This is a genomic window from Kiloniella sp. (assembly GCF_048259265.1).
Taxonomy (GTDB): domain Bacteria; phylum Pseudomonadota; class Alphaproteobacteria; order Kiloniellales; family Kiloniellaceae; genus Kiloniella.
Map to the genome: position 1 here is coordinate 39,351 of NZ_JBLXHT010000016.1, position 25,364 is coordinate 64,714.

Annotated in this window: 24 protein-coding genes; 12 read left to right on the top strand and 12 right to left on the bottom strand. The window is 46.0% G+C overall.

Annotation, left to right across the window (positions count from 1 at the left end; genetic code table 11):
• Positions 1–198 precede the first annotated feature (198 nt).
• Positions 199–921 carry a VIT1/CCC1 transporter family protein gene (locus ACN0QW_RS18620; protein WP_417433664.1) on the top strand — a complete coding sequence of 241 codons (723 nt, stop codon included), beginning with the start codon at positions 199–201 and terminating at the stop codon, positions 919–921.
• 37 nt (positions 922–958) lie between these two features.
• On the opposite strand, the gene ACN0QW_RS18625 is transcribed toward ACN0QW_RS18620, so the two are convergent.
• Both ACN0QW_RS18625 and ACN0QW_RS18630 read right to left on the bottom strand, forming a co-directional pair.
• A complete protein-coding gene (locus ACN0QW_RS18625; protein ID WP_299375267.1) occupies positions 959–1,600 on the bottom strand; it encodes a trimeric intracellular cation channel family protein in 642 nt (213 codons plus the stop codon).
• A gap of 172 nt (positions 1,601–1,772) precedes the next feature.
• Entirely contained in the window at positions 1,773–2,330 is a 558-nt protein-coding gene (locus ACN0QW_RS18630) for a PAS domain-containing protein (protein ID WP_417433666.1), read from the bottom strand.
• A 733-nt stretch (positions 2,331–3,063) separates the two neighbouring features.
• Here ACN0QW_RS18630 and ACN0QW_RS18635 point away from each other — a divergent pair.
• The 4 genes from ACN0QW_RS18635 (at position 3,064) to ACN0QW_RS18650 (ending at position 9,008) form a co-directional block, all read left to right on the top strand.
• Positions 3,064–3,732, top strand: coding sequence for a glutathione S-transferase family protein (locus ACN0QW_RS18635; RefSeq protein ID WP_417433668.1), 669 nt, complete (start codon positions 3,064–3,066; stop codon positions 3,730–3,732).
• 78 nt (positions 3,733–3,810) lie between these two features.
• Positions 3,811–5,025 carry a multidrug effflux MFS transporter gene (locus ACN0QW_RS18640; RefSeq protein ID WP_417433669.1) on the top strand — a complete coding sequence of 405 codons (1,215 nt, stop codon included), beginning with the start codon at positions 3,811–3,813 and terminating at the stop codon, positions 5,023–5,025.
• 565 nt (positions 5,026–5,590) lie between these two features.
• Entirely contained in the window at positions 5,591–7,126 is a 1,536-nt protein-coding gene (locus ACN0QW_RS18645; protein ID WP_417433671.1) for a methyl-accepting chemotaxis protein, read from the top strand.
• A gap of 352 nt (positions 7,127–7,478) precedes the next feature.
• Entirely contained in the window at positions 7,479–9,008 is a 1,530-nt protein-coding gene (locus ACN0QW_RS18650) for a methyl-accepting chemotaxis protein (protein ID WP_417433673.1), read from the top strand.
• Positions 9,009–9,157: 149 nt separating this feature from the next.
• Here ACN0QW_RS18650 and ACN0QW_RS18655 read toward each other — a convergent pair whose 3' ends face one another.
• Genes ACN0QW_RS18655 through ACN0QW_RS18665 form a run of 3 tightly spaced genes read right to left on the bottom strand, consistent with a single transcriptional unit; the run spans position 9,158 to position 14,117 of the window.
• Positions 9,158–11,296, bottom strand: coding sequence for a S8 family serine peptidase (locus ACN0QW_RS18655; protein WP_417433675.1), 2,139 nt, complete (start codon positions 11,294–11,296; stop codon positions 9,158–9,160).
• The gene (locus tag ACN0QW_RS18660) at positions 11,289–12,410 is read right to left on the bottom strand and encodes a phosphatase PAP2 family protein (protein WP_417433677.1); all 1,122 of its coding nucleotides are present in this window, start codon (positions 12,408–12,410) and stop codon (positions 11,289–11,291) included. The genes ACN0QW_RS18655 and ACN0QW_RS18660 overlap by 8 nt, the downstream gene beginning before the upstream one ends.
• A 48-nt stretch (positions 12,411–12,458) precedes the next feature.
• Positions 12,459–14,117 carry a hypothetical protein gene (locus ACN0QW_RS18665; RefSeq protein WP_417433679.1) on the bottom strand — a complete coding sequence of 553 codons (1,659 nt, stop codon included), beginning with the start codon at positions 14,115–14,117 and terminating at the stop codon, positions 12,459–12,461.
• A gap of 308 nt (positions 14,118–14,425) precedes the next feature.
• On the opposite strand from ACN0QW_RS18665, the gene ACN0QW_RS18670 reads away from it, so the two are divergent.
• Complete coding sequence (locus tag ACN0QW_RS18670) at positions 14,426–14,641, top strand: hypothetical protein (RefSeq protein WP_417433681.1); 216 nt, start codon at positions 14,426–14,428, stop codon at positions 14,639–14,641.
• A gap of 33 nt (positions 14,642–14,674) precedes the next feature.
• On the opposite strand, the gene ACN0QW_RS18675 is transcribed toward ACN0QW_RS18670, so the two are convergent.
• Both ACN0QW_RS18675 and ACN0QW_RS18680 read right to left on the bottom strand, forming a co-directional pair.
• A complete protein-coding gene (locus tag ACN0QW_RS18675; RefSeq protein ID WP_417433683.1) occupies positions 14,675–15,694 on the bottom strand; it encodes a DMT family transporter in 1,020 nt (339 codons plus the stop codon).
• 39 nt (positions 15,695–15,733) lie between these two features.
• Entirely contained in the window at positions 15,734–16,786 is a 1,053-nt protein-coding gene (locus tag ACN0QW_RS18680; protein ID WP_417433685.1) for a DMT family transporter, read from the bottom strand.
• 161 nt (positions 16,787–16,947) lie between these two features.
• On the opposite strand from ACN0QW_RS18680, the gene ACN0QW_RS18685 reads away from it, so the two are divergent.
• Positions 16,948–17,781 carry an MBL fold metallo-hydrolase gene (locus ACN0QW_RS18685; protein WP_417433687.1) on the top strand — a complete coding sequence of 278 codons (834 nt, stop codon included), beginning with the start codon at positions 16,948–16,950 and terminating at the stop codon, positions 17,779–17,781.
• 4 nt (positions 17,782–17,785) lie between these two features.
• Here ACN0QW_RS18685 and ACN0QW_RS18690 read toward each other — a convergent pair whose 3' ends face one another.
• Positions 17,786–18,700: a LysR family transcriptional regulator gene (locus ACN0QW_RS18690; protein WP_417433689.1), complete on the bottom strand. Its 915-nt coding sequence runs from the start codon at positions 18,698–18,700 to the stop codon at positions 17,786–17,788.
• 163 nt (positions 18,701–18,863) lie between these two features.
• Here ACN0QW_RS18690 and ACN0QW_RS18695 point away from each other — a divergent pair, with 163 nt between their 5' ends.
• Both ACN0QW_RS18695 and ACN0QW_RS18700 read left to right on the top strand, forming a co-directional pair.
• Complete coding sequence (locus tag ACN0QW_RS18695; protein ID WP_417433691.1) at positions 18,864–19,289, top strand: VOC family protein; 426 nt, start codon at positions 18,864–18,866, stop codon at positions 19,287–19,289.
• Positions 19,290–19,344: 55 nt separating this feature from the next.
• Positions 19,345–19,749, top strand: coding sequence for a nuclear transport factor 2 family protein (locus ACN0QW_RS18700; RefSeq protein WP_417433693.1), 405 nt, complete (start codon positions 19,345–19,347; stop codon positions 19,747–19,749).
• Between the two features lie 134 nt (positions 19,750–19,883).
• Here the strand turns inward: ACN0QW_RS18700 and ACN0QW_RS18705 are convergent, their stop codons facing one another.
• Positions 19,884–20,648 carry a substrate-binding periplasmic protein gene (locus ACN0QW_RS18705; protein WP_417433694.1) on the bottom strand — a complete coding sequence of 255 codons (765 nt, stop codon included), beginning with the start codon at positions 20,646–20,648 and terminating at the stop codon, positions 19,884–19,886.
• Positions 20,649–21,254: 606 nt separating this feature from the next.
• Between ACN0QW_RS18705 and ACN0QW_RS18710 the strand changes: the two genes are divergently transcribed.
• The gene (locus ACN0QW_RS18710) at positions 21,255–21,776 is read left to right on the top strand and encodes a hypothetical protein (RefSeq protein WP_417433696.1); all 522 of its coding nucleotides are present in this window, start codon (positions 21,255–21,257) and stop codon (positions 21,774–21,776) included.
• 191 nt (positions 21,777–21,967) lie between these two features.
• Here ACN0QW_RS18710 and ACN0QW_RS18715 read toward each other — a convergent pair whose 3' ends face one another.
• The 3 genes from ACN0QW_RS18715 to ACN0QW_RS18725 are packed head-to-tail and all read right to left on the bottom strand — an operon-like array spanning position 21,968 to position 23,508.
• Positions 21,968–22,576 carry a DNA-3-methyladenine glycosylase I gene (locus ACN0QW_RS18715; protein WP_417433698.1) on the bottom strand — a complete coding sequence of 203 codons (609 nt, stop codon included), beginning with the start codon at positions 22,574–22,576 and terminating at the stop codon, positions 21,968–21,970.
• Positions 22,577–22,588: 12 nt separating this feature from the next.
• On the bottom strand, positions 22,589–22,876 hold the full coding sequence (locus tag ACN0QW_RS18720; RefSeq protein ID WP_417433699.1) for a YciI family protein: 288 nt from the start codon (positions 22,874–22,876) through the stop codon (positions 22,589–22,591).
• Between the two features lie 59 nt (positions 22,877–22,935).
• A complete protein-coding gene (locus ACN0QW_RS18725) occupies positions 22,936–23,508 on the bottom strand; it encodes a TetR/AcrR family transcriptional regulator (protein WP_417433701.1) in 573 nt (190 codons plus the stop codon).
• A gap of 303 nt (positions 23,509–23,811) precedes the next feature.
• Between ACN0QW_RS18725 and ACN0QW_RS18730 the strand changes: the two genes are divergently transcribed.
• Positions 23,812–24,684: an RNA polymerase sigma factor gene (locus ACN0QW_RS18730; RefSeq protein ID WP_417433703.1), complete on the top strand. Its 873-nt coding sequence runs from the start codon at positions 23,812–23,814 to the stop codon at positions 24,682–24,684.
• Between the two features lie 40 nt (positions 24,685–24,724).
• Positions 24,725–25,288: a YybH family protein gene (locus ACN0QW_RS18735; protein WP_417433705.1), complete on the top strand. Its 564-nt coding sequence runs from the start codon at positions 24,725–24,727 to the stop codon at positions 25,286–25,288.
• The last annotated feature ends 76 nt before the right edge of the window (positions 25,289–25,364 follow it).

Sequence of the window (25,364 nt, forward strand, 5' to 3'; positions counted from 1 at the left end):
TCACCATAAATTATCAATTGTGACAATATATAAGGTCACCTCAGTTTATTGTCAAATAAGACAATAAACGATTCGAAAAATAATGCCCTGAATCAAGGAAAGCTATGAAATAGTAGATTATAATGAGTCTTTAAAAAAACGAGAGCCGCAATCGGCTGAAATAAATTTGACCCTGACCGACACCGAACTGGAAGCATTATGACACTAGAGCACGAACATTCATCGGAAGCTATCCGTGAACGCTTTGCCAAAGGCCACAAGGCAAGTTACCTGCAGGATTGGGTTTATGGCAGTATTGATGGTGCCGTAACCACCTTTGCGGTTGTGTCCGGGGTGATCGGGGCGCAACTTTCCGTCCGGGTTATTCTTATCCTTGGTGTTGCCAATTTACTGGCGGATGGTTTTTCCATGGCAGCAAGCAACTACAGCGCAACCAAGTCTGAATTGGATGATACCGAACGCCTGCGCGAAATAGAGCGCAAACACATTCGCCAAGTCCCCAAAGGAGAACGCGAAGAAATTCGGCAAATTCTATCCGCAAAGGGATTAAGCGGAACGACATTAGAGGAAGCCACCAACGCGATAACATCCAATGAAGAACTCTGGATCAACACAATGATCACTGAAGAATACGGTATCTCCCCGACCTCGCGAAACCCCTTAAGATCTGCGTTATCCACCTTTGGGGCTTTCTTTATCGCAGGGTCTATCCCCTTACTCCCCTTTATCCTTTCCCTGCCAAACGCCTTCGCTCTGGCCTGTGGCATGACAGCTTTGGCATTTTTCGCGACTGGCATGATCAAAAGCCGCTGGTCACTGGCCCCATGGTGGCGATCCGGCAGCGAAACGCTTTTGATCGGCGGCCTCGCCGCTATTGTTTCTTACGGCGTTGGATATATTTTGCGGGATATTGTTGGCTAACTCCAAAGCTTGTAGCCTCCCGAGAAATTGACAGGGATCAGAGCTTTTCAATTTCTTCCATCGTGCGGCCCGGCTTGCTTTTATAAGTTGGCAGGTTCCACCCGTAATAGAGCGCGCCGCCACGAATGACAAAGGCAACAAGGAAACCAAGGATCGATCCAACAACATTCTCAAGCCCCGCATGGTAGGACAGTACCCAGGCAACGGCCCCAAATAGCGCAGCGGTTACATAGATTTCCCGTCGCATCAGGACAGACTGCTCGCCAGAAATAATATCTCGTAAAACCCCGCCAAAAGTTGCGGTCAAAATACCGGTCACAATAGCAACAGAAGACGACCCGGTTGCCAGAAACCCGATCTCAGCGCCCTTTACTGAAAAGACCGCCATACCGATTGCATCCAGCCACAACAAAACCTTGTACCGAGATTCAAATCTGTGTGCTGTGAAAAAGACCAACGCGCCTGTGCCTGCACAAATCAAAAGATATGTATGTTCCCGTACCCAAAAAACGGGTGTTTGCCCTAAAATTGCGTCGCGAAAGGTCCCCCCCCCAATGCCCGTTACGGCAGCGAGAAATAAAAAGGCGATAAGATCCAACTGTTTACGTGATGCTGCCAACGCGCCCGTTGCGGCAAACACCGCGACCCCGGCATAATCAAGCCATTGAACAATATCCACTTTCGCCCCCTCGCTTTACTGCGCATAAAATTACAGTCTTTCCCAATCTGAGTAACATAAAATTGGAACAAACAGCAGAATTATTTAACGAATACAGTTGACTATATTAAATCACACAAAAGAAATTGGCTGTATCTCGGTAAAGTTTAAGGCGCATCAACAAAATATAGAGTTAATCTACAAATGTCGGTGCCCCTTTGCCGATATCAATGATTTGCCGCTCGACAACCAGAATTAATTTCAAACGTTCATCAGATTGAAATTGTAAAGGGTCCAGATCATCAATTTCGTTACTTTGATAAACGATAATCGGGTTAGGGTCGCTGCCGTCAAGGTTGGGGATATCATTTCGAAGCGGAAAGCCGATTGATTCAACAGTAATATTACGCCCGCTTGATAAGGCATGTTCAAGGAGGGCGCAGACACCACAAGGTTGTTCTGCCATTAACCAAAAAGCATCAGATGCAATCCGCTTGCGATCATCCTCGACATAATCCAGGTAATTCCCCTCGGTCATATCATGCCCAAAACGTTCATTGATCGCAGTACCCTGCAACCGGATTTTGATGTCATCCCGGGAAATCAGCTCGTAAACAATAATATTGGGTAAAAGTGAGGGAATATCTTCGGGGAGAAAGGAACTTCGGTTCGGCATATCAAAGCCTTCCGATCTCTCTAACCCCTGCCAATAATCATAAAACTGGCGATTTCTGGCATTTCTTATTTTCACTGAACCTTACCTATGTCCGGGTTACTTTGGTACTGAGTTAATAAGCTACCGGGTTTTCTTCCCAGTAACCCACCCTGATTACCCCCGTCATCAGTTCCATGCAGCCTATAGATATTTTACGCAAGCTAACAACATTTTTTACCTCAAATTTTAGATAAATCTTTGTTTTTGATTTTTCGCCTAACTCAGCGCCAACAAAAGGATGTAGAGCATTAAAGCATTACAATCATACAGGTTAATTTTCTTTCTTGACCTCATTTCAAAGGGGTGGTTTTATATTTCTACATTTCACATAAAGTAACTGTGTGACCACAGAATGATTTTTTATGATTTTTTTGTAACTCACACAGAAAAGCGACCGGATATCCAACATCAGATATCGAGCACTGAGACTTAACAAGGCCCCAAGGGGTCTTAAAAAGATCGTACCAGATACGGATACCCGGCCAGAACCTAAAACCCATAAACCTTCCAGCGCTCTGCTTTTTCAGGGTAAAGCTTGGACTCTGTTTCCTTGGTCAACCATGAATGACCAACGCCACAGCGACGGATGATCACTGTTTTGATCACGGACTTTCCCTTGTTAGAAGGTGCTTAATCCGGGTCAAAACCGGGCAACTGTATGCTGTTGCCCAGTTTTAAACCAAGTCACTGCCCTTGCATTGCAATCAGGCAAAAGAGCAGCCTAAAGAAAATTACTCTGACACACAGAGTGACAAAATGGAGAGTTCGTATGTTGACACTATTTCACGCACCGGGTGCTTGTTCTTTGGCCTCTTGCATCGCACTGGAAGAAACAGATGCAGAGTTCGAAATCAAAACAGTATCCTTTGCGGATGGTGAACAGCATAAAGCGGATTACCTGCGGCTTAACCCCAAAGGACGTGTGCCAGCTCTCATTGTTGAAAAAGAACCAGATCTTATTGCTGGAAAACAAAATGTACCCGCAAACTTTAAAGGCAACAACGGTGTCATAACGGAAACGCCTGCGATCCTTTTTTATCTGGCACAACAGTATCCAGAAGCAAATCTGGCCCCGCTTGCCGATCATTTTGCCCTCGCCCAGATGCAGTCGTTCAACAGCTTTCTCTGTTCAACCGTTCATGTTGCCCATGCCCACAAATTTCGCGGGGCACGCTGGGCAAATAACCAAAGTTCACAGGATGACATGCGTGCCAAAGTACCTGAAAACATGTCTGCTCTTTTTACGATGATTGAAGAAACATATCTCAGCCAGCCATGGGTGCTGGGCGACCAGTACAGCATTTGTGACGCCTATCTCTATACAATCGCGCGTTGGCTGGAAGGTGACGGTGTTGATATCACTGCCTTTCCACGCGTCAATGCGCATTTCAAACGTATGGAAGACCGTCCCGCTGTACAACGAGCCCTGCGGCATTAGCCTCGGCTCGGACCTGAAGATGCCATCAACCCATTTGGCATTTCAGGCCTTAAACCATAAAGATCAGAACGTATTATTATGAATAAAAGTCCTTTAAAATTACCCGAGTTTGTCATTCTTTTTGCCTTGCTCACCTCTATTACAGCGCTAAGCATTGATGCAATGCTGCCTGCCCTGCCACAAATTAGTGCAGATCTTGCCATTTCCGATCCACTTGATAGTCAACTAATTATCTCTCTTTTTATTTTCGGGATGGTTTTTGGTGAACTTTTTATCGGTCCAGTATCTGATGCCATCGGCCGTAAAGGGGCAATTTTGCTAGGTGTCGGGGTTTATGTTGGCGGCACACTTGTCGCAATGACGGCCTCTTCCTTCGAGGTATTGATCCTTGGTCGTATTATTCAGGGTATTGGGGCATCAGGTCCGAAAATAGCAACCCGTGCCCTGATCCGGGATCAATACGAAGGCGAAGCCATGGCAAGGATCATGTCTTTTATTATGGTGATTTTCATTATGATCCCGATGATTGCCCCTGCTTTTGGTCAGATGGTTCTGGCCATTGCCGAATGGCGGTATATCTTCTTTTCGTTCCTTGTTCTTTCGGTTTCGACTGGATTTTGGTTGATCATTCGTCAGCCTGAAACCCTGTTGAAAGAAAACCGGATACCACTTTCGCCAAAAAAATTAATGCAATCCACCGGTCGCATTCTAAAGCATGGTAAAGTCATGTGTTATTCTGTTTCTGGCGGTATGATTTTCGGGGCCTTGCTGGTCTATGTCAGTACATCCCAGTCGATCTTCGAAGACTTATATGGCGTGGTCGATAACTTCCCGCTCTACTTTGCTGTTTTGGCCTCTTCTGTTGCTCTATCTTCTTTGATTAACTCACAACTGGTCATGCGCTTTGGCATGCACAGGATGGTGGTTTTTGCTCTCAGTGCTCTAATTTTCTTTACAGCAACATTGTTTTTCTTTGCCTTACCTTATGATGGAATCCCGCCCTTTGCAGTCTTTATGATCAATGGCTTCTTTATTTTCCTTTGGGTTGGCATTCTCTTTGGCAACATCAATGCCATGGCGATGCAGTCCCTTGGAAAAATGGCTGGATTGGGCGCATCGGTCATTGCCTCTATCTCTAGCCTGGTTGCCGTGGCCGTTTCAATATCAGCGGGACGGCTCTATGACGGAACTGTGATGCACATGGTCTTTGCCCTATGTTTCTGTAGTGTAACTGCCTTGATTTTAGTGATTCTGGCAAAGCGTAGTAAGGCCGGAATTTTACTTCCCGCTTGATATTCCATATTTCAGACTTATATGACGAAAATAAGTAATAATTTAGCTTTCCCTCGTTCTGCAAAGAGGATACGAAGGGCTAAATCATCTAATTAAGTATGGGCTCGCATTATTCTGGCCCTACTTAACGGGGCCCATCATATCCCCCTTAATGATGGGCCCCACTTTTTGCCGCATTCTTTAATTCTACCTACCTTTTAATTCTATAAGAATATCGGCTTTCTCTGCTTTCCTTTGTCAAAAGAAATCAGCCTCAAATTCTCCTTCTGGGCTTTTTATACAACGTTGCAAAAATAACTGTCCCAATTGTTAAGATATCCTGACACAGACTTTAATCCCTGCCAGTGCCCCACCACCTTGGCACATTTCGGCATACACACGCATAAGGACCCCCATCAGAAATCAAAACTCGCATAGGTTTAATAAATATTAATCTTAGACTCTTACTATTTTTGTGTTTGGTACAATTCTCATTAGGTATCAGCAGTTTGTGTTGCCTTGTACGTGATACCTTTAAACGTAACCTTTCCCCAAAAAGGACAAAGGCTGCAAAGGACAAAACGATATGCTCAAACTTGGTAAAAAGTCTCGCCCTGTCGATCATCGCCCCAAAAACTGTAAGTTTAACAAAGCAGAAATGGACTTTATTCTATCAGCTTTAAACCAATCTCAGGCTGTTATTCAGTTTCAAACAGATGGTACAATCATTACAGCCAATAAAAATTTCCTCACGGCCATGGGGTACACGCTAGAAGAAGTCAAAGGCCAGCATCACAGCATTTTTGTAGAGGAATCATATAAAAATTCGCCCGAATACAAACAGTTCTGGGCAGACTTAAACGAAGGAAAATTCCAGTCCGCTGAATACAAGCGCATCGGCAAAGGGGGCAAGGAAATCTGGATACAGGCATCCTATAACCCGATCATGAATTCATCGGGAAAAGTCGTTAAAGTCGTCAAATATGCAACCGATATTACCCAGCAGACATTGCAAAATGCAGATTACAAAGGTCAAATCAGCGCGATCGGGAAATCACAAGCCGTTATCTCGTTTGAATTGGACGGAACCATCATTGATGCAAATGATAACTTCTTAAACGCAGTTGGTTACAATCTCGAAGACATTCAGGGCCAACATCATAGTATGTTTGTTGATCCAAAAGATAAGCAATCAGATGAATATATCCAGTTTTGGGAAAGTCTGCGGCGCGGAGAATTTCAAACAGCCGAATACAAACGAATAGGCAAAGGTGGCAAGGAAATCTGGATACAGGCGTCCTACAACCCAATTTTTGATCCGAATGGAAAACCCTTTAAAGTCGTCAAATTTGCTACCGACATCACTCAGCAGGTTATCAATCGGGAAAAGGCAACCAAGGTCAGCCAAATCGTCGATGAAAATTTGGGGAAAATACTGGAAACCGTCGTTGCCGTAAATAACCAGTCATCTTCAGCTGCCCAAGCATCAACGGAAACACTGCAAATGGTCGAATCAGTTGCCGCGGCATCTGAAGAATTCCAAGCCTCTGTAACGGAAATAGCCAGAAGCATGACAGCTTCACAAGATGACGTCAGAAAGGCAATCGAAGAAGCCCGTACAGCAGATGACCTCACCCAAAAGCTCACCGAACAAGCCCTGTCGATGGATAGTGTTGTCAGTGTTATTCAGGATATTGCCGGGCAAATCAATCTACTTGCCTTAAATGCCACTATTGAATCCGCACGCGCCGGAGAAGCCGGAAAAGGCTTTGCCGTCGTCGCATCCGAAGTCAAAGCACTAGCCAATCAGGTTGGAAGCGCGACAGAAAAAATTTCATCTGAAATTAGCGGCATGCAATCAATTTGCAGCAGCGTGGTGGAAAATTTAACCAGTATCAGAGGTGCCGTTGAATCCGTCGAAGGCAGTGTAACGTCTGTATCTGGTGCCGTAGAAGAGCAAACTGCTGCATCGAGTGAAATTGCATCAAATATTCAAACAGCTGCAATGGCCGTTAATGAAGTTAACACTAATCTGGACAGTATCAGCAACGCCGTAGCATCGGTTGAAGGTCGTGTAACCGCAGTGTCGCAGGCTGTCGGCGAACAGACCGCCGCCCAATGAATGATATAGAGGTCACTTTTATGTTCTTTTAAAACCCTAAAACTTTCACCAAAGAAATAAATACGAGGTATAAAAGATGCCACTGCAAAATACTTGGCTTTAAGCAGGACGGACCAACAATAAATCATACCCGAAATTTCAACGGTAAGTACCTTGATCAGAACCTGACATAAGCCCAAGGCTGCGAACAGGCTTTCTGGTCAAAAAAATTTAGTAAAATTTAACCTTTAAACACTAACTATCAACAAGCCGAATAACCTGGTTAAAAATATTATCTCGCATTGATATTTTTCATTGTAAATAAGACTGCTCTCTAAGATTTCATTCAGAGAGTTAGAAAGGAATAACGCGTATGTTTTCGTTTGGCAAAAACTCCCGGTTAACGGCGGATCAACCCAAAAGTTATAAGTTAAACAAAATTGAAATGACGTTGATCTTGAATGCCCTGAATAAATCTCAGGCTGTTATTCAATTTGAAGTCGATGGCACAATTATCACGGCAAATCGTAACTTTCTTGGTGCTATGGGCTATACCCTAGACGAGATAAAAGGCAAACATCACAGTACCTTTGTCGATCCAGCTTATAAAAACTCTGCCGAATACAAACAGTTTTGGGCAAATCTTAAAAAGGGAGAGTTTCAGGCTGCTGAATACAAGCGGATCACAAAAAGCGGTAAGCCAATCTGGATCCAAGCATCTTACAACCCCATAATCGATGCATCAGGAAAAGTCACCAAGGTTATTAAATACGCCACCGACATTACTGAACAAACGCTGCAAAATTCCGATTATAAAGGTCAGATCAATGCCGTGAATAAATCACAGGCAGTTATTGCCTTTAATCTGGATGGCACCATCATTGATGCCAACGAAAATTTCCTCAAAACCGTAGGCTATGAACTGCGTGAAATTCAAGGCCAACACCACCGCTTATTTGTCGAAGAAGAGTACAAAAACTCTAAAGAGTATGAACAATTTTGGGCTTCTTTGCGCCGGGGTGAATTCCAGACTGCTGAATACAAACGTATTGGCAAAGGTGGTAAAGAGATTTGGATACAGGCATCCTACAATCCAATTTTTGATCCCGATGGCAATCCGTTCAAAGTCGTCAAGTTTGCCACCGATATCACTCAACAGATTGCAGATCGACAAGAAGCAGCTAGGGTCGGCAAGCTTGTTGATGATAATCTGGGAAAAATACTCGAAGCCGTAGGAGACGCAAACCAAAAATCATCCGCGGCAAGCTCTGCTTCGACCGACACCTTGCAAACTGTTCAATCAGTTGCGTCTGCATCCGAAGAATTTCAAGCATCAGCCAGTGAAATTGCCCGCAGCATGAACACATCACGCAACGATGTAAAAAAAGCGATTGATGAAGCAACAAACGCCGATCAGCTCACCCAAAAACTAACTGAACAGGCCCTGTCTATGAACAGTGTCGTCAGTGTTATTCAGGACATTGCCGGGCAGATTAACCTGTTGGCCCTAAACGCAACCATTGAATCCGCCCGTGCAGGAGAAGCAGGAAAAGGATTTGCCGTTGTGGCATCCGAGGTCAAGGCACTGGCCAATCAGGTAGGCACAGCTACCGAGCAAATTTCATCAGAAATTATTGGCATGCAATCCGTCTGCGATAACGTGGTTGAAAACCTGAACAGTATCCGCAATGCCGTGGTATCCGTCGAAGGTAGTGTCACGGCCGTATCCGGTGCGGTAGAGCAGCAAACCTCTGCATCCAGTGAAATTGCATCAAGCATGCAATCAGCCGCAACCGCGGTCAGTGAGGTCAACGAAAATTTGATGTCAATCACCAGTGCCGTTGACAATGCCAATAACTTTGCCCGCGAAGGTACCGACCTGTACCGAAGCCTGAAAAAATAAACCGTTTAAATCACACCCAATTCAAATCGTAAGGGCCGGGAAATTCCCCGGCCCTTTTACGTCGTCCGTTTTACACGCTCTTCTAATTAAGCCTTTTCTCTGTTTATATCTTTGGCCCTTGCTGTTTGTATCCCGGACAAAACAAACATCTAACTGCTGTAAATTTCACCACGGGGGAAACGCCCGACGCCCTGTCGATCGGGATCAAGTGGCGTAAAGTATCCCTTGGCCTGTCGGGTTGCTTCGATGGCAATTGCCTGTGCCTGAAGCTCATCAACCGGGTCGGTTGCAACACCCGTTTTATAGGCATTTGAAATCGCACGGGTGATTGTCGGCGCGGCAACCGATGTACCATCTAACGCAACGGACACACCAGAATTGACACCTGATGCCCGTACGCCCTTAAAGACAGGACTGCGATCACTTTCCGCAGAAACAAAAGGACTGGTGGATTGTTCCAGCAGACTGGCGTTCGTGGTTTGGTAACCACTGTAAAGCGCCGCCCGCCCCGTAGCCTCGACATGACCACCCACAACAACGGGCACCTCACCCGTCGCAAGACCATTAGAAGCCCCAGCACGTTTCACGATGGATTGATTATCCTGTACCTCTAGCTTCCCTTCGCGATCGTAGACCCTATAGGCCCCATCATCGAAATAGGATTGCCGACCCAATGCAGGATACCCAAAAGGCGAAGCGTCACGTTGAATGCGGGCGTGAAGTGGTGCAGATAGGTCCTTACCCGACCGCTTGATCACCCGCACTGTCCACAGACCATTCGGCGCAGCTTTTAGCCCAGCGTTTCCCACACCTTCTTTTGAGCGTACTTCTGTTGGCGCAAGGGTTAGCATAAAGCGTCCACGTTCATCATCTTCCGACAACGGCGTGTGCCTGTCATACGACAACCGCGCAATGGCCTTTGCCCCCCGCGTCAGAACAACGGCGTTATTCACAACACCTGTTAGCTTTTGCGAGGGAATTTCCTCTGTTATCGGCGGGATAACCTCGACCTCGATATCTCCGTCGTCATAGCCCGACTTTGGCATCCAGATTTCCAGATAGCTGGATGTTCGGTCATTAGGCTGTACCCGCCACGGTAGATCGCAATACGCTGTGGCTGGGGTTGAGGCTGTATCATCAGCACAATCGCCAACCTTAAAATCATCATCTGTAATCACCGCATGGGATCGTTCCAAATGATGATTTCCCGAAGGCAACACCACAGACGTCGGCGCAACACGGACGTTTCTGGCAGTAACAATTTCATCAATCGCCTTTTCCAGTATTGACGTCCCATCATGCGGCCCGCCAAAAATCCCATAGCTGAAATTAATCACCACGGGCAGGTTTGGGGCAATACGATCAGCACGATCAAGGATGTAATGCACCCCCGCCAGAATGAAACTGTCCAGCCCCATGCCCGACGTGTCCCAAGTCACAGCGGCGGGCACCTGTACCGTTATAATCCGATCTTCGTCTAAGGCATCTGATGATGTACTTTCATAATCGCCCCCAGCAGCCAGATCGAGTACATGTGTGCCGTGTGCTGCTTTACCATCCAGTGAATTTGGCATTACCTTGTCGCTATCCACCAACCCCAGCGCCCGATAAAGCGCGGCTTCATTGGTTGCGCCCAATGCATCTGTGTGTTGGGCAAGAGCACTGTCGATATCAGCCTTGGTATATTCCCGGCCAAAAGCAAGGCCCAAGCCAGAGCCAACCCCAGAACTAGATTCCGCATCACCATCCTGTACCCACGCGAAATCAATTCGTGTGCTGCCAAGTTCTGACTGAAACCGACGATTGGCGATCGCAATACCATCATCGATAACGCCAATCACAACCTTTGCCCCAGAAGTACCATCCGTACATACAGAAGATTGCCCCGAGGTCGAGGATGGATCAGGAGATTGATCAGGCGCATAGCTCTGATTAACACTAGCTGCTCGCAACGGAACGCCTATACGGCGTTTGATTTCTGTGGTTCGCGCAGTTGAATGTACAAAAGCACGGCCAGAAGAACGTTGTCGACCAACAGTACTTTCCCTTAGAACAAAGGGGCGAAAGCTGGGTTGTTCCCCACCCGGACGGTAGAGTGTGGGGTAAATCGCATCCGGATTTTCATCGCCCGCAACAAAGTTTTCCGACGCTTCCGTTCCGGTATAACAGTGCGCTTCATTTGGCGGGCCAAAGGGAAAGCCATAGCCCGCCCCCGTATCAAGCAACCAGTCTTCATAGGGATCAACAGCCTTGATACCGTCGTCTTGCCACCGATAGGTATCAGCCATTGCTGCCTCCCGCAGCGGGTGCTTCCTCCCACTCGCTTTTGGCTTTGAGCCACAACCAACGGAACAGGTTATCCGGCTCGCCATGAACCGCGGATGTGCCCCACTTCACCACCGGATCGCTATCTCCATCGCCCAGGGCAATCACAGACTTATCAAAATCACCTGTGGCGTTGTTCCCAATAAATGCGACGGCATCAATATTACCGTTTTCTCCGCTGGCAAGCTGCAACAAATAATGCCCAAGCGTCGTCCCCAACGCCGCCCCGGCCGTACTATCCGCCGGGAAATGCACCCCCGCGACAGTCCGGTTAACGGCAATGCGCTCGGCAACGGATAACAACAGTTCCTTGATCGAAGGGCTTTGTTGAAAAGACATAATCGTATCATCCATCAACGCGCCAAAGACAGTCGCCACGGTGAATGCTTCGGTGGAATGACCGCTTGGTAACGTCCCATGCCCCGGTGTTGGAATAATCGGCTGAATTTGTGCCGAATAGATATCCGGACGCCGACACGCCAAGCTGTGCTTGGTTCTAAGCACAACATGTGATGCAAGTTTCTGTACAAGGCTAATGAGCTGAAGTGTATGGCTATGTAAAGCTGGATTTAATTGCACAACAGATGTAAAAAACTCAGTAGGATACCCTATCTGTGCATAGATTTCAGGAGCTCGTTCAGCACGTTGATCGGCGTAGTTTCTAACGTATTCTAGTTGCGAGCGAAAAACTTCTTCACTAGGGCGAGATAGTTTAATTAACTTTGAATAAGCTGGATGAGGGGCGTGATCTAATCCACCATGAGGGTGATCATGCTGGAACCAGATCGAGACTGCCCCCTCAGTTGCATCTGCTTTAAAAGAAAATCGTGAAAGCAAATCTGTTAACAGCGTTGCTTCTCGAACAACTGGTGACCATTTTGAAAGATTATCGCTTTTATCAGCAGGAATATGATTTGGCTCAACTCCTGATGCTGGTAAATTCCAAGGATCGCGAGTTGCTTCCGAGGAAGTAAGAAGAGCAGCAACAGCAGCCCCTCCTCCCATTCCGGCCATTCCGGCCATTCCGGCCATTCCAGCCATTCCAGCCATTCCAGCTTGGGTAGAGTTGGTCGACATATTACCCTCCTATATCTTGAAAATATTATTTAAAATAAAGGTGTAAGATTACTGTGGCACACCTGCAGCAATTAAAGCGCGCGCCCAATCTTTCCCCGTAGAGAACGATGCCGCTGGATGCGTTTTCAACCATCCCGAAATCGTTAAATTTGGCTCTGCAGCCATTAATTCCTTCGCTGACAACGTTGCTTCGCTCTCACGCCCTAAATAAAACAGAGCAGCCGTTTTGACACGTAAAGTTGAGCTATGTCGGTGGTTTGCCAGTAAGGATCTTTCTGCTAATTCCAAAGCTTTTTGATATTGTTTATCTGCGATCATTGCTGTTGCAGATAATGAATCATAAAAATATCGATGCGGATCTAATGGTGATAGAGATCGCGCGCGATCTGTAAAAGAAACAGCCTTTTTTCCCTCATCCATGAAAGCATGAAGTGTCCCTTTTAGAAGCCAGGCCAATGCATCATTTGGATTAAGCTCAACTGCCCGATCAAAACGACTAAAGGCTGTATCAAACTGCTTGAGAAGATTATTTTGGACCAATCCATCAACGGCCAATGAAAACGAACTATCTGGATCTAAATCCAAGGCTTTAGCCGTACAATCACTTGCAATCTGACTATCTTTTTTAAGATCACTGCTCCATCCCTGCTGGACAGACAGAACATACCACTTACCCAACCAAGCGTAGAGAGACGCATGATTGGGTGATTTGCGGATAATCTCTTCAATTAACGGTCTGGCCTTGGCAAAACTTGCGAGTTTTAACCTATGCATCAACGCAACGCCTGAAACCAGTAATGCGTGGCTCGCCACTTCTGGTAGCGGCTTGCTCGTCGCCAACTCAATAGACGTCGATAGAATGGACTGCCCAATCTGGCGAGAGATATCAGCGACAATTTCCTGCCCGCCATTAAGAAAGTCCGACATCTTTGCAGAAAACTGCCGCGACCAGATAATACGACCACTATCTGCATCCAGAAAATCAGCATCCAGATGAAAGCTATCCCCTGACAACCGGTAACTGCCGTGGATAATGTATTCTACATTCAAGGCACGTCGGACATCCGCTAGATTCAAAAGGCGCATATTCAGGTTACGGCAAGACAGATGGGAAATAACGTCGATCAACTGCGATCTTGAAAGGGCGCGTGAAACTTCTTCGGCCAGCATATCCCCCAGCACATTCTCACCATCCCGTTTGAAACTTTGCAAAAAGGGAAGAACAGCGACAGCCGGTAAAATGCCGGTTTTATCCGACGGATTAAAAAACTCTAACGCAGAGATTAGTTGAGGGCGGTTACTTCGTTGTTCATTTACCCATGATGTAAAACCACCTTCGGTGATTTCCAAGCCTTCCAGAAACTCACCTTCGGCGGATGTGCCAATCAGCTCAACCAGATCGTGATTAAGACCAATATTATCATGGGAAACAACAAACAGGCTGTCAAAGTCGGGGCCAATCGCCCGTTTCAAATCGCTCAATCCCCGGCGCAAACTTGCGCGACCCAATTCCACCCCCGATAACGACCACAGTTTATCCTGTAGCCACGAACGTGTTCGGGTCATATCTGGCGCCATTGCCAATAGCGCAATCATTGCCCGTAGTTTTGCACTACGTACATTGAGCTTGCTACCATCGGACCATTCAGCACTAAAGGTGCCGTAAAGCCGCAGTTTAAGTGTTTTTGCTGCCGGGTTATTTTGCATTTTTATACCCAGACCCTATCCCTATATCAGAAGCATCAGACCGATGCCTCTAAATTACCCTTTTAAGTTCACAGAGATTACCACTTGTAGAGAAAGTTAAAAAACCTTTTACGTTTTTTTCACGCTTTTTGGACGCTACCTGACCTCATAACTGCTTCATAATACACTATATAAAAAATTCAATTCTAGATTGGCGGATTAAAACTTGATCAAAGCTCATTATAACCTTTGCGATCAAAGCCTCACCGAGAGGCAAACATAGGCTATATAAAGCAAATACTTAATAAAACAGAATAGGAAATAAAAGTGTGACCGGACGTCATAAACCGACCCCACAAATAGTACCCGATCAGGATACTCTCAAGCCAAGAGACCTCAGTGATTTTTGCCAGAAGTGGAATGACCTGAAGATACACGCAAGCGACGATCAACTTGACGCCGCCAAGCTTTCACCAGAAAGCCGCGAAGTCATTTCCTGGCTGACCATCCTTGCCGATAAAGTATGCCACACCGAAGATTTTTAATTCTCTAAAGAAACACTCTTTGAAATACTGAGATCAAAGACCTTTAATTCTGCGTTCGCGCCAGAAAGAATAAAGGCCAGTGATAATCAACAGGCTACAACCAACGACGGTTTCAGTATCCGGAGGTTCATCAAAGACAAAATAGCCGACCAACAGCGCCCAGACCATCACGGTATAGCGAAAAGGGGCAACAAAGGCGACTTCGCCCACGCGCATTGCCCGGATCAGGGTGATATGAACCAGCATGATGAAAAAAGCCGCCCCCATCAAAAGTCCGATTGTATCGCCCGTGACTTCTTTCCATTCCATGGTCGGCAATAACAAAGCACAAACAAGCGTAACCGATACCATTGTTACAAAGGCCACGAACAGGGATGGTAGGCCCGACGATATCTTTCGCGTCGCCAGATCCCGTATCGCGACCGATAACATCGACGCAAGCGCCCACAGCGAATAGACGCTAAAGCCATCGGTTCCCGGTTGAACAATAATCAGAACGCCAACAAAGCCCAGTGCAATGCCGCCATAGCGTCGCCACCCCACCGTTTCGCCCAAAAAGACCGCTGCCCCCAAAGTGATCACTAGGGGTAATGCCTGTAAAATCGCCGTTACATTGGCAACGGGCATATTGAAAAGGGCCATAAAGTAACAAAGGGATGCACCAATTTCACCGATCACGCGGATGATCAACACCTTGGCATCCTGCCCGCTTAAAGAAACAAACAGTTCTTTTCGGTACCAGGCAAAGCCTCCTAAAACCAGCGCCGCACAACACCCACGAAGGAAAATCGCCTGAAACAAGGTCAGGTCAAAAGACACAAGCTTCATCAGCGTCACGTTACCAATAAAGGCTGCCATCCCAAGAGACATCAACAAAGCCCCGCGCAGGTTTCCCTTAGCGCCGCGATCACCTTGGTCCGTGGTTTCAGCTATTGCAGCATCAAGCGCAATTGTCTCGGCAACAATATTCTTCCCAACAGCTTTATCAGGTTCGTTCTCATCACCTGATGTTTTACAGCTTGTCTGATCTGCTTTCTTGCTTGGTCCGCTCAATTAAACTTTCCCCTCACCCCAGTAATTTATCGGTTACGCCTATCGATTAATCAACTCTTCGGCCTTTTCCAGATCCTTTATCTTTTCCGGCCAGATGGTTTGCTCCGCATCATCATCATTTTGGGGCGATTTTGTGTCTTGCCCACCTTGGGCTTCAGCCCGCTTTTTCAGCTTGTTTTCACGATAGAAGGTATAGACACCCGTAATGACCAGAATAATACTACCGACAATTGTCCAGAAATCGGGTATATCCCCAAAAACAACGATCCCGAGCAAGATCGCCCAAAGCAAAATTGTATAGCGGAAGGGGGATACAAAAGCGGTCTCGCCCCGGCGCATGGCGATAATAACACTCAGATAACCAACCATGACAAAACAGCCCGCCCCGGTCAGGTATCCCAAGGATATTGCCTGAACGGGCTGCCATCCCGAAGTGGGGAGCAAAACCCCAGCCGTCAGGGTTAAAAAGATAGAGGTCAACAAGGCAACGTAGATAGAAGGAACCGCGTTAGAGACCTTCTTGGTCGCAAGGTCACGCATGACAATGAAAACCACCGCAGCCAAGGCCCAGAAGGAATAAGCGTTAAAACCCTCTGCCCCCGGTCGAACAATGATCAAAACACCAATAAAGCCAACCGCAATCGCGGAATAACGCCGCCACCCCACGGTTTCACCCAAAAAGAGTGCCGCCCCCAAAGTAACAGCCAATGGCAGGGCCTGTAGAATTGCCGTTGAGTTGGCAATCGGCATGTTAAACAAAGCCGTCAAATAACAGAGCGTGGCCCCGACTTCACCAAAAATTCGAAAGGCCAGAACTTTTCTGTCCGCAATTGAAACCGAATGAAACAGTGCCTTGGTTCGCCAGGCAATAAGCCCCAGAAACAACGTCGTAAAAAGTCCACGCAGAAAAATTGTCTGAAACAAAGACAGATCAGCCGAAGCCAGCTTCATCAAAGCATCATTGAAAACAAACGCCGCCTGACTGACCACCATAAAGGCCGCACCCTTAAAGTTCTCTCGCGGGTCAACCCCTGCATTTTCAATGTTTGCAGACGGACCACTACTCCCGGAAATGTGATTCTTTGGGGCCATAGGCTTGTTCCAGTTTTGATAAGTATCAAACCATAGAGCAAGGTTTAGATTTTAATTGCAAGCAAGATTGTAGAAAATATTCATTTTATAAAAATGAGGCCATTCTTGAAAGAGGCCCCTCGTGATTTCATATATATGTCAGGGACATGGAAAGGGCCAACATGACAGAATACCTCTGCGTCACTTGCGGTACACAGTACCCAGAACAAGATTCAGAACAAAATCCAGATCCACAAGCCCCGCCAACACACTGTCCGATCTGTGAGGATGAACGTCAGTACGTCCCTGAAACAGGGCAAAAATGGACAACATCCTCTCAATTGAAGGCCCGACACAGCTTAAAGCGTACGGAACATTTTTCGGGTTTACATAGCTTTGAAATAACCCCACGCGCAGCGATTGGTCAGCGTGCTTTTTTCTTAGAAACGCCCCATGGCAATATTCTGTGGGATTGCCTTGCCATTCTGGATCAACCAACAATGGACTGGATCAAAAGCCGGGGTGGACTTACGGCTATCGCAATCTCACATCCACATTATTACACAGCGATGAGCGATTGGAGTGATGCTTTTGATCATCCCCCTATTTATCTTCACCGTAATGATGCCCAATGGGTTCAAAAACCTCATCCCGCCATTAATCATTGGACAGGAAACAGCTTAACATTGACCCCTGATGTTACCCTGATTAAATGCGGCGGTCACTTCTCCGGCGGCACCGTTCTTCACTGGCGACATAACAAAGACTTTCTTTTTACCGGGGACATCATGCAGGTCGTCGCGGACCGTAAACACGTCAGCTTTATGCGCAGCTATCCAAACTATATTCCATTGCCCGCCAGCAAGGTGCGCGAAATCGGAAATTCAGTTGCCAGCTACGAATTTGATACGGTGTATGGGGCATTTGATGGCCGGACAATTGGTAAAGACGGAAAGCACACGGTGGAACGTTCGGTCACTCGTTATATCAACGCTTTAACCGACGAATTGCTTTAACTCCTCACCCCAGATCCCAATATGGCTGATCTCCACCAATTTTTTCAACGAGGTAATCGATAAAAACCCTGACCTTGGCGGGAAGATGACGACGTTCAGGAAAAACCGCGTATATAATTTGGCTGGGTAATTTGTAGTCGGGTAATAACGGCACCAAACGTCCCGCAGTAATGTCAGCGCTGGCAATAAAGGTCGGAAGACGTGCGATGCCAACACCTGCAACCAGTGCTTGGCGAAGGGCTTCAGAATTATTGACCTGATAGTTCCCTGTTACGTCCAGATTAACAATACCTCCATTATTCTTTTCCTCAAACCGCCAGGTATGAATCGTACTGGCATAGGCATATTGCAAACAATTATGTTCCTGTAAATCATCGGGGTGCTTTGGGGTCCCATGCTTTTTCAGGTAACTCGGCGCAGCACACAAAAGATTGTGGCAAGGCGCAAGTTTTCGCGCAATCAAGGCACTGTCTTCCAAAGTTCGTACCCTGATAGCCAAATCAAAACCGCCCTCGACCATGTCAACAACCCGGTCATCCATGACCATATCAACGCCAACCCCGGGATAAGCAGCAAGAAAATCGGGGACAAGCGGCGAGACATGCAAGCGGCCAAAAGACATTGGCGTATTGATCCTCAATCGCCCCTGTGGTGCCCCCTGTAACTGAGCCACGGCATCTTCAGCATCCTGCGCCGCAGCCAAAGACTGGATCGCATGAGCAAAATACTGCTCCCCGGCTTCACTAAGACTTAGCTTACGCGTTGAACGGTGCAGCAGCTGTACACCCAAGTGGGCTTCAAGTTGGGAAATGCGTTTACTCACCGCCGATTTTGTCACCCCAAGACGCCGAGCAGCAGCGGCAAAGCTCCCCTCTTCAACCACTGCCACGAAGACGGGTATCGCATTCATACTTTCCATTCGTTCTCCTGATACCCAGCCAAGGCAGCAATAACTGTCAACTTTTTCTCACCTATTAGTTTCCATTTATAGCAATTATATCCCCTGAAGAAACTCCCTATTTTAGAATCAAACACACAAAAGCTTTATTCAACATCACGTAAGATAACAAAAGGAGAGTCCCATGGTACGGTTTGAACACGCTAATTTGGTTGTCACTGATTTAGCAGCGACCCTGGATTTTATCCAAACTGCCTTTCCCAAATGGATCGTCCGCGGCCAAGGTGAAATGGCATGGAAGGGAAAACCTCGCCGCTGGTTACATGTTGGGGATGATACGACATACATCACCCTGAACGATAACGGCGAAGGCGACAATCGCGAACTTGCCGGACACAAACCAGGCCTCGCCCACCTGGGTTTTGAAGTTGATGATGTGGACGGCATTATCGAACGCCTTCAGAACAAAGGATTTAAAATCGACATTCTCGGGGCCGACCATCCGTTTCGTAAGACGGTTTATTTTGTCGATCCCGAAGGTTTTCAGTTCGAGTTCATTCAATATTACAGCCAGAACCCCGCGGAACGAAACCTCTACGACACGCCTTGAGCAGACATCCGCCAGATCAGTCCTGAACCAACCACAACACTAAAAGAGAAGACAAATGACAAACCTTGCTTTCACAACGCCCCCTTCCCCCCCAAGCCCCCTTGCCTTAGATGCCACCAATCTGATCACAAAGTTGTATCAGGCTGTGGATGAAAAAAGCACATCAAAACTTGGAGCATTTCTTGCTGATGATCTTCGTTTCCAGCTTGGAAACTTTGATGAAGTCCACAGCAAAGACGCCGTACTCGCATCCAATGAGAATTTCTTTCAAATTATTGAAGCCATGTCTCACAGAATTGACCGCATATGGGCACAGGGCAATGATATTATCTGCAAGGGCAAAGTGCATTACAAACGGTTGGACCAAAGTGAACTCTCACTTCCCTTTGCAACGGTTTTAGAAATAAAAAACAGTCTTATTCAGGACTATCAGGTTTATGTTGATGTAACCCCGCTCTAACCCTTTGTTACAACATCATCGTTCATTCGTTTGAACAACCATTTGTTTGTTAGCTATTCACTATTTAGGTGAATGTTTATGTGGAGAGCCCGCTTAACTGCCTGGCTCTTCATTATATCACCTGAATTCTATCTCTATTCTTTTATTCCATAATTAGCACTAATCTCAGGGCGGTATACAGAAATCAAACGCCATATATCTTGGGAAATTTTGCTATTATTTTTATAAAATCCATGACCTACCATCAAATAATAAGCTTTTTGTTCTATAATTGGCTCAAGTTTAATAATGTTTTTAAATCTATTCGATTTAGCCTCCAGCAGGAAATCACCCACTTGTTCCAATGTTACGACGGCTTCAACTCGCCCGTGTTTCAGCATATCAAAAAGCTGTTCAGTATTTGCATGCTCAGATACTTTCACACCAGCACGGACCAATTTGGGAACAATTGAATAACCAAGTGGTACGCCTATTAACTTCCCCCTGATTTCTGACAACTCACCATTCCACAAAAAAGGATAATTGTTCATTACGAAGATAGAGTAGCTTTTCATTGCTAATCTTGCGTTTAGATCCAAGGCACCATTTTGCTGTGGGTAAAGCCCTATTTTTCGACGTTCCGCAAGAAAAGACACCCCCATCACCCCATCAACCCGGTCCTGCTCTAGCAACTTCAGACACCGTTTCCAAGGGCGCCTTACAGGAGATAACTTAAGTCCGAGTTCTGAAGAAACCTTATGAAGTATTTCCATGTAAAGCCCCTGATCGCGTGAGGGCACCATTACACCACTACCATTATAATAAGGAGGCTGTTCTTTGTCTTCGTAACACAACTTAAAATCCAAAGATCCAGCATGCGATAAATCAGAAAATAAAACGCAACCAAGAAGAGATAACAACAAATAGAATCTTGACACGATACAGTAACCACCCAACAAAATACAACTTCTCACAAATAATCATATTTAAGTTTAAAAATTATTAAACTTAAATATTACAAAAATAAAAACTTAATCTCTCACCACAAAGAAACTTATTTTCCCTTTTAAATATAATTTTTTGCTTATATTAATATACACCACCTAGTATTCCTGACACTTAACTGCCTCTTTGTTCATCTATAGTTTTTTATGCTTTTATCTGCTAGCATCTATACAGTACCGTTAAGCGGGGGCGGAAAGGGGGTGAAAAGTGAGTTACAAAGTATTTTTGGCATTAGCTGCCAAGCTGGCCATTGTCACAAGCCTTCTCATCAGCCTGTTTAAAACAACTGCCTGGGCAGAGGAGCAACCCTTTGTTCTTTGTGCTGAAAACCAAAGCTATCCACCATACTTTATGGGTGATCAAAGCACTTTTCCAATAAAAACCCTGGCATTCTGGTTGAAATCATCGATGCTTCACTCAAAAAAAACGGGTTTAAGGCCGAATTTATCCGACGCCCCTGGAAACGTTGTCTCAAGCTTATAGAACAGAACAAAGTTGATGGTATCTTTTCATCAGTCCACTTGAAAGAGCGCGAGATTATTGGTCGTTATCCTTATTTACCCGTCAGGATCAGCATCAGCAACAAGCCAGATCCCAATCGACGCCTCCGTCGCGTGACCTATAACCTGTTCAAAAAGAAAGGGAGTGAATTTAATTGGGATGGCAAAAACTTCAGCAATCTAAACCAATCAATCGGCGCCCCCATCGGTTATGTTGTTGTTAAAAAACTCAAAGAAGATCACAATATTAATGCCAACACCCGCCACTTACCTGCGAAGGGTCTAGCCCTTGTCGCAGATGGCCATCTGGATGCTTATATTGTGGAAAGCACAATTGGGAATAATCTAGTTAAAAAACATGGCCTGAAGGATAAGTTAGTCGAAATAAAACAACCCTTTGCCAGTTATGATTGGTATATGATGATCAGCCATCAGTTCTATAATACAGCCCCTCAAATGGCTGATAAAATCTGGACAACACTTGGACAAGTAAGGCAGGAAAAAATCCCGAAGCTAATCCGACATTACAACAGCTTGCCGTGACCCCCCTTCAAAACCATCGTTTTTGTTTTTAGGCGCCCCGGCAATTCTGACACTAGCGCATCAAGATCATTATGACCTTGTCCTTGTTTCATTTATCTTAAACCACAGACTGTACAAATGTTGTCTGGGGGGCCATTACTAATCGCCCCATTATCATGGGTATTTCATATTCAAAATCGTGAATATATCTCCTATTCTGGTCGCTTAAAATCCCTCCTCGCTTCTGTTACCTTCTCTCTCGTGGCACAGCCTTTGACATGATCGTTGATTAACCCCATGGTCTGCATCAAAGCAAACATCGTTGTCGGGCCCACGAATTTCCAGCCCCGTTTTTTGAGATCTTTTGACAACGCAATCGACGCTGGTGATGCCGTTAGCGTTTGAGGTTCCGCAAGGTCATCTTCCCATGGTTCATATCGCCAGATAAAAGCAGCCAATGATCCTTCGGCCTTTACAAGTTCTTGGGCACGTTTTGCATTATTAATCGCGGCATCTATCTTGCCACGGTGACGAATAATCCCTGCGTCCTGCAACAAACGATCTCGATCTTCATCCGTAAAAAGCGCGACTTTGTCATAGTCAAAGTTGTGGAACGCTGTACGCAAATTCTCGCGCTTGGCCAATATGGTGCGCCAGCTCAACCCAGACTGAAACCCTTCCAGGCATATCTTTTCAAATAGCTTGTGATCATCCCCGACGGGAAAACCCCACTCGTTATCGTGATAGTCGATAAACTCTGGCGCAGCATCACTCCACCGACAACGGCTCTTTCCATCAGGCCCTACAGTTGTTTCACTCATACCGCCATCCCCTCACGCTAAAAGAAAGTTCAATCTGTCATCTGCCTTTGCAGGATCAATTTCCAAGATTTCTGCATTAACAATACCTTCAATAACAAAGGGATCTTCCTTAACCCGTCGTTCCAACTCTTCCAACGAACAGTTATGGGCAAGCACGACACCGCCAGCGCCCGGTTTCAAACTACCCACCATCAGAAACACCCCCTCGTCAAAGCCCCGTTTGATCCAGGCTTTATGTTCATCCATAAACTGGCTCGCTTTGGCTTTTTCGGTTGAAAATTTCAGTAATACGATAAACATTTTTGATTGCTTTCTCTCATCATCGTTTTATTTTCTGGACCATGGACAATCAGGCCCGTTCAGGCAGGCGTATAACCTTCCACCCATTTGCACATCTGTGTGACCTCCTGATCGATAAATTTTGCATCATGAAATGCACTGGCTAGTGTTGCCACCCCTTGGGATCTAGCAAGTAGATGCATCGCCTGATCATCTGCTTCTTCGTCCTCACACCCCATCTGGATAAACTGGTCTTTCAACCAAACACGAAATAGAGTGAACAAGGCATTGGCTTCGGGACGAGAAGCATGATTAAGCTTTGCCAACTCTGTCGTCAGGGTTCCCACAGGGCATCCGTAGTTCAGAATTTTATCTCTATTGGTTATCAGGATGCGAATAAAGCACTTGATACGATCTCGGGGTGAAGAACCATTCTGTTGCCACAAAGCCAGCATCGCCCCGGTTTTATACATGCGTGCCTTGATCACAGTCTCGAGAATGTCATCCTTTGTCTTGAAGTGGTAATAAAAATTACCCCGCGAAATTTGCACCGCATCGGCGATATCGGCAAAAGACGTATGCTCATAACCCTGTTGATAAAACAGTTGGTCCGCGGCCTCGATAATATGATCCCGTGTTTTTTGTTTTTTCATATTTAAAAACCTTATTCCACATCATAACGCGATTGGGGCAACCTGCTTACTTCTCGACAAACCACCGTATTAGGACACTTGCCCTAATTTCATAGGACAGTTGACCTAACATGTCAAAACATGACAAATCATATAAACATATATACACATTAACCAATTGATAAATATCGGATTTATAAACTATAAATAGAAATTGACTCTGACTGAATCTATAAGAATACAAAATAAGAAAAATAATCTGTCACACATTGGCTTCTTTTACTGTCTAATTAAATAGAGCAACAAAAAAGAGACACTGGTGAGATGCAAAAGACTTTGGAACAATTAGTATCTGCCGCGCAAGCGGGGGATCAGGCAGCTTTAAAAAATCTGGTGCAAGAAATACAGGATCAAATCCATCATTTAGCCATGCGTATGATGGTCAACCCAGATGATGCCCAGGAAGCCACACAGGAAATCCTTATCCTTGTCATCACCAAACTTTCAACCTTTGAAGGGAAAAGCGCCTTTAAAACGTGGGTCTATCGGGTTGCTGCCAACTATCTGATCAATGCCAAAAAAATCCGCGACAAAGAGCTTGGCCTGACCTTTGACATTTTCAAACAAGATTTGGAAAGTGGCCTTGATCCCAAGACCTCATTTTCAGATACCCTCTCTCCGAATATGGCATCTGGTGAAGACAAAATATGGCTCAACGAATTACGGGTTTCTTGCACAATGGCCATGCTACTCTGTCTGGATCTAAAACATCGCCTTGCTTATGTTCTTGGCGACATTCTGGATTTTCCACAGTCTGAAGCCGCCCAGATACTGGACCTCAGCACAGCAAACTATCGAAAGCGCCTTTCCCGAGCGCGCAATGAAGTTGTCGCCTTTACCTCTCGGAATTGCGGTATAGCAAACAGCAAAGCAATGTGTAGTTGCCCCCGTCGCCTGCCCGCGGCGAGAAAACTGGGACGTATTCCTGAAAAAGGTTCGGGAAGCTCCCCAGCCTATGCCTTGCAAGATGCCCCCGATTACATCGCTGTTATCGAAGATGTACAGGCATTAGAAGCAGAACTGCAAACCATCAAGCTACAGCGCGCCACACCGACCTTTGCAAGTCCTCAAGACTTTGCAAACAAACTTGCATCTGTACTCACCCAAAACAACCCAAGACACGATATCCCTCATTAACAACTAGGCCAAGTTTACACTCAACCTTCAGGAGTTCCCCATGTTGAAGAAACCCTTTCTTCAGGCAGCCTGTTCGCATGCCCTGCGCACAAAGTTATTCTTTGTCACAGCCCTGTGTTTCAGCTTGCTTTCTTCCCCGCTTATCGCGGAACCAAAAAACCAACCCAAAGGATCAAAAACAATGACGAGCCTCAATGCTTCAGGTCAGGAAATGACTAATCAGGAACAAAATGTCCTCTCCCTTATTCAGAAAATGACATCCAACTTTGAAGGGGGAAACCTGGACATCGTTATGTCCACCTATGAAAAAGACGCCGCCATTATGTTTGAACCGGGCACGGCCGTTACCGACAGCAATGTGTCCAAACAGATCTTTGCCGAATTTAAAGCCTTGAACCCAAAATTTTCCTATAGCGGTCACGAAGTTATCGTTGCAGGTGACATCGCCTTGCATATCGCCCCGTGGTCCATGCACGGCCAAACCCCCGATGGTCAGGATGTTACCGAAACCGGACTGTCTGTCGCGGTCCTCCGCCACCAGGAAAATGGAGAGTGGAAAATGGTCATCGACAATCCCCATGGGAACCATCTGCTGAATAAATAAACTGAATTAGTTCCGACTTAATCTGACACCACCCTCTTTTCACCAGAGTGAATTAAGGGTGGTGCATCTCTTGAAA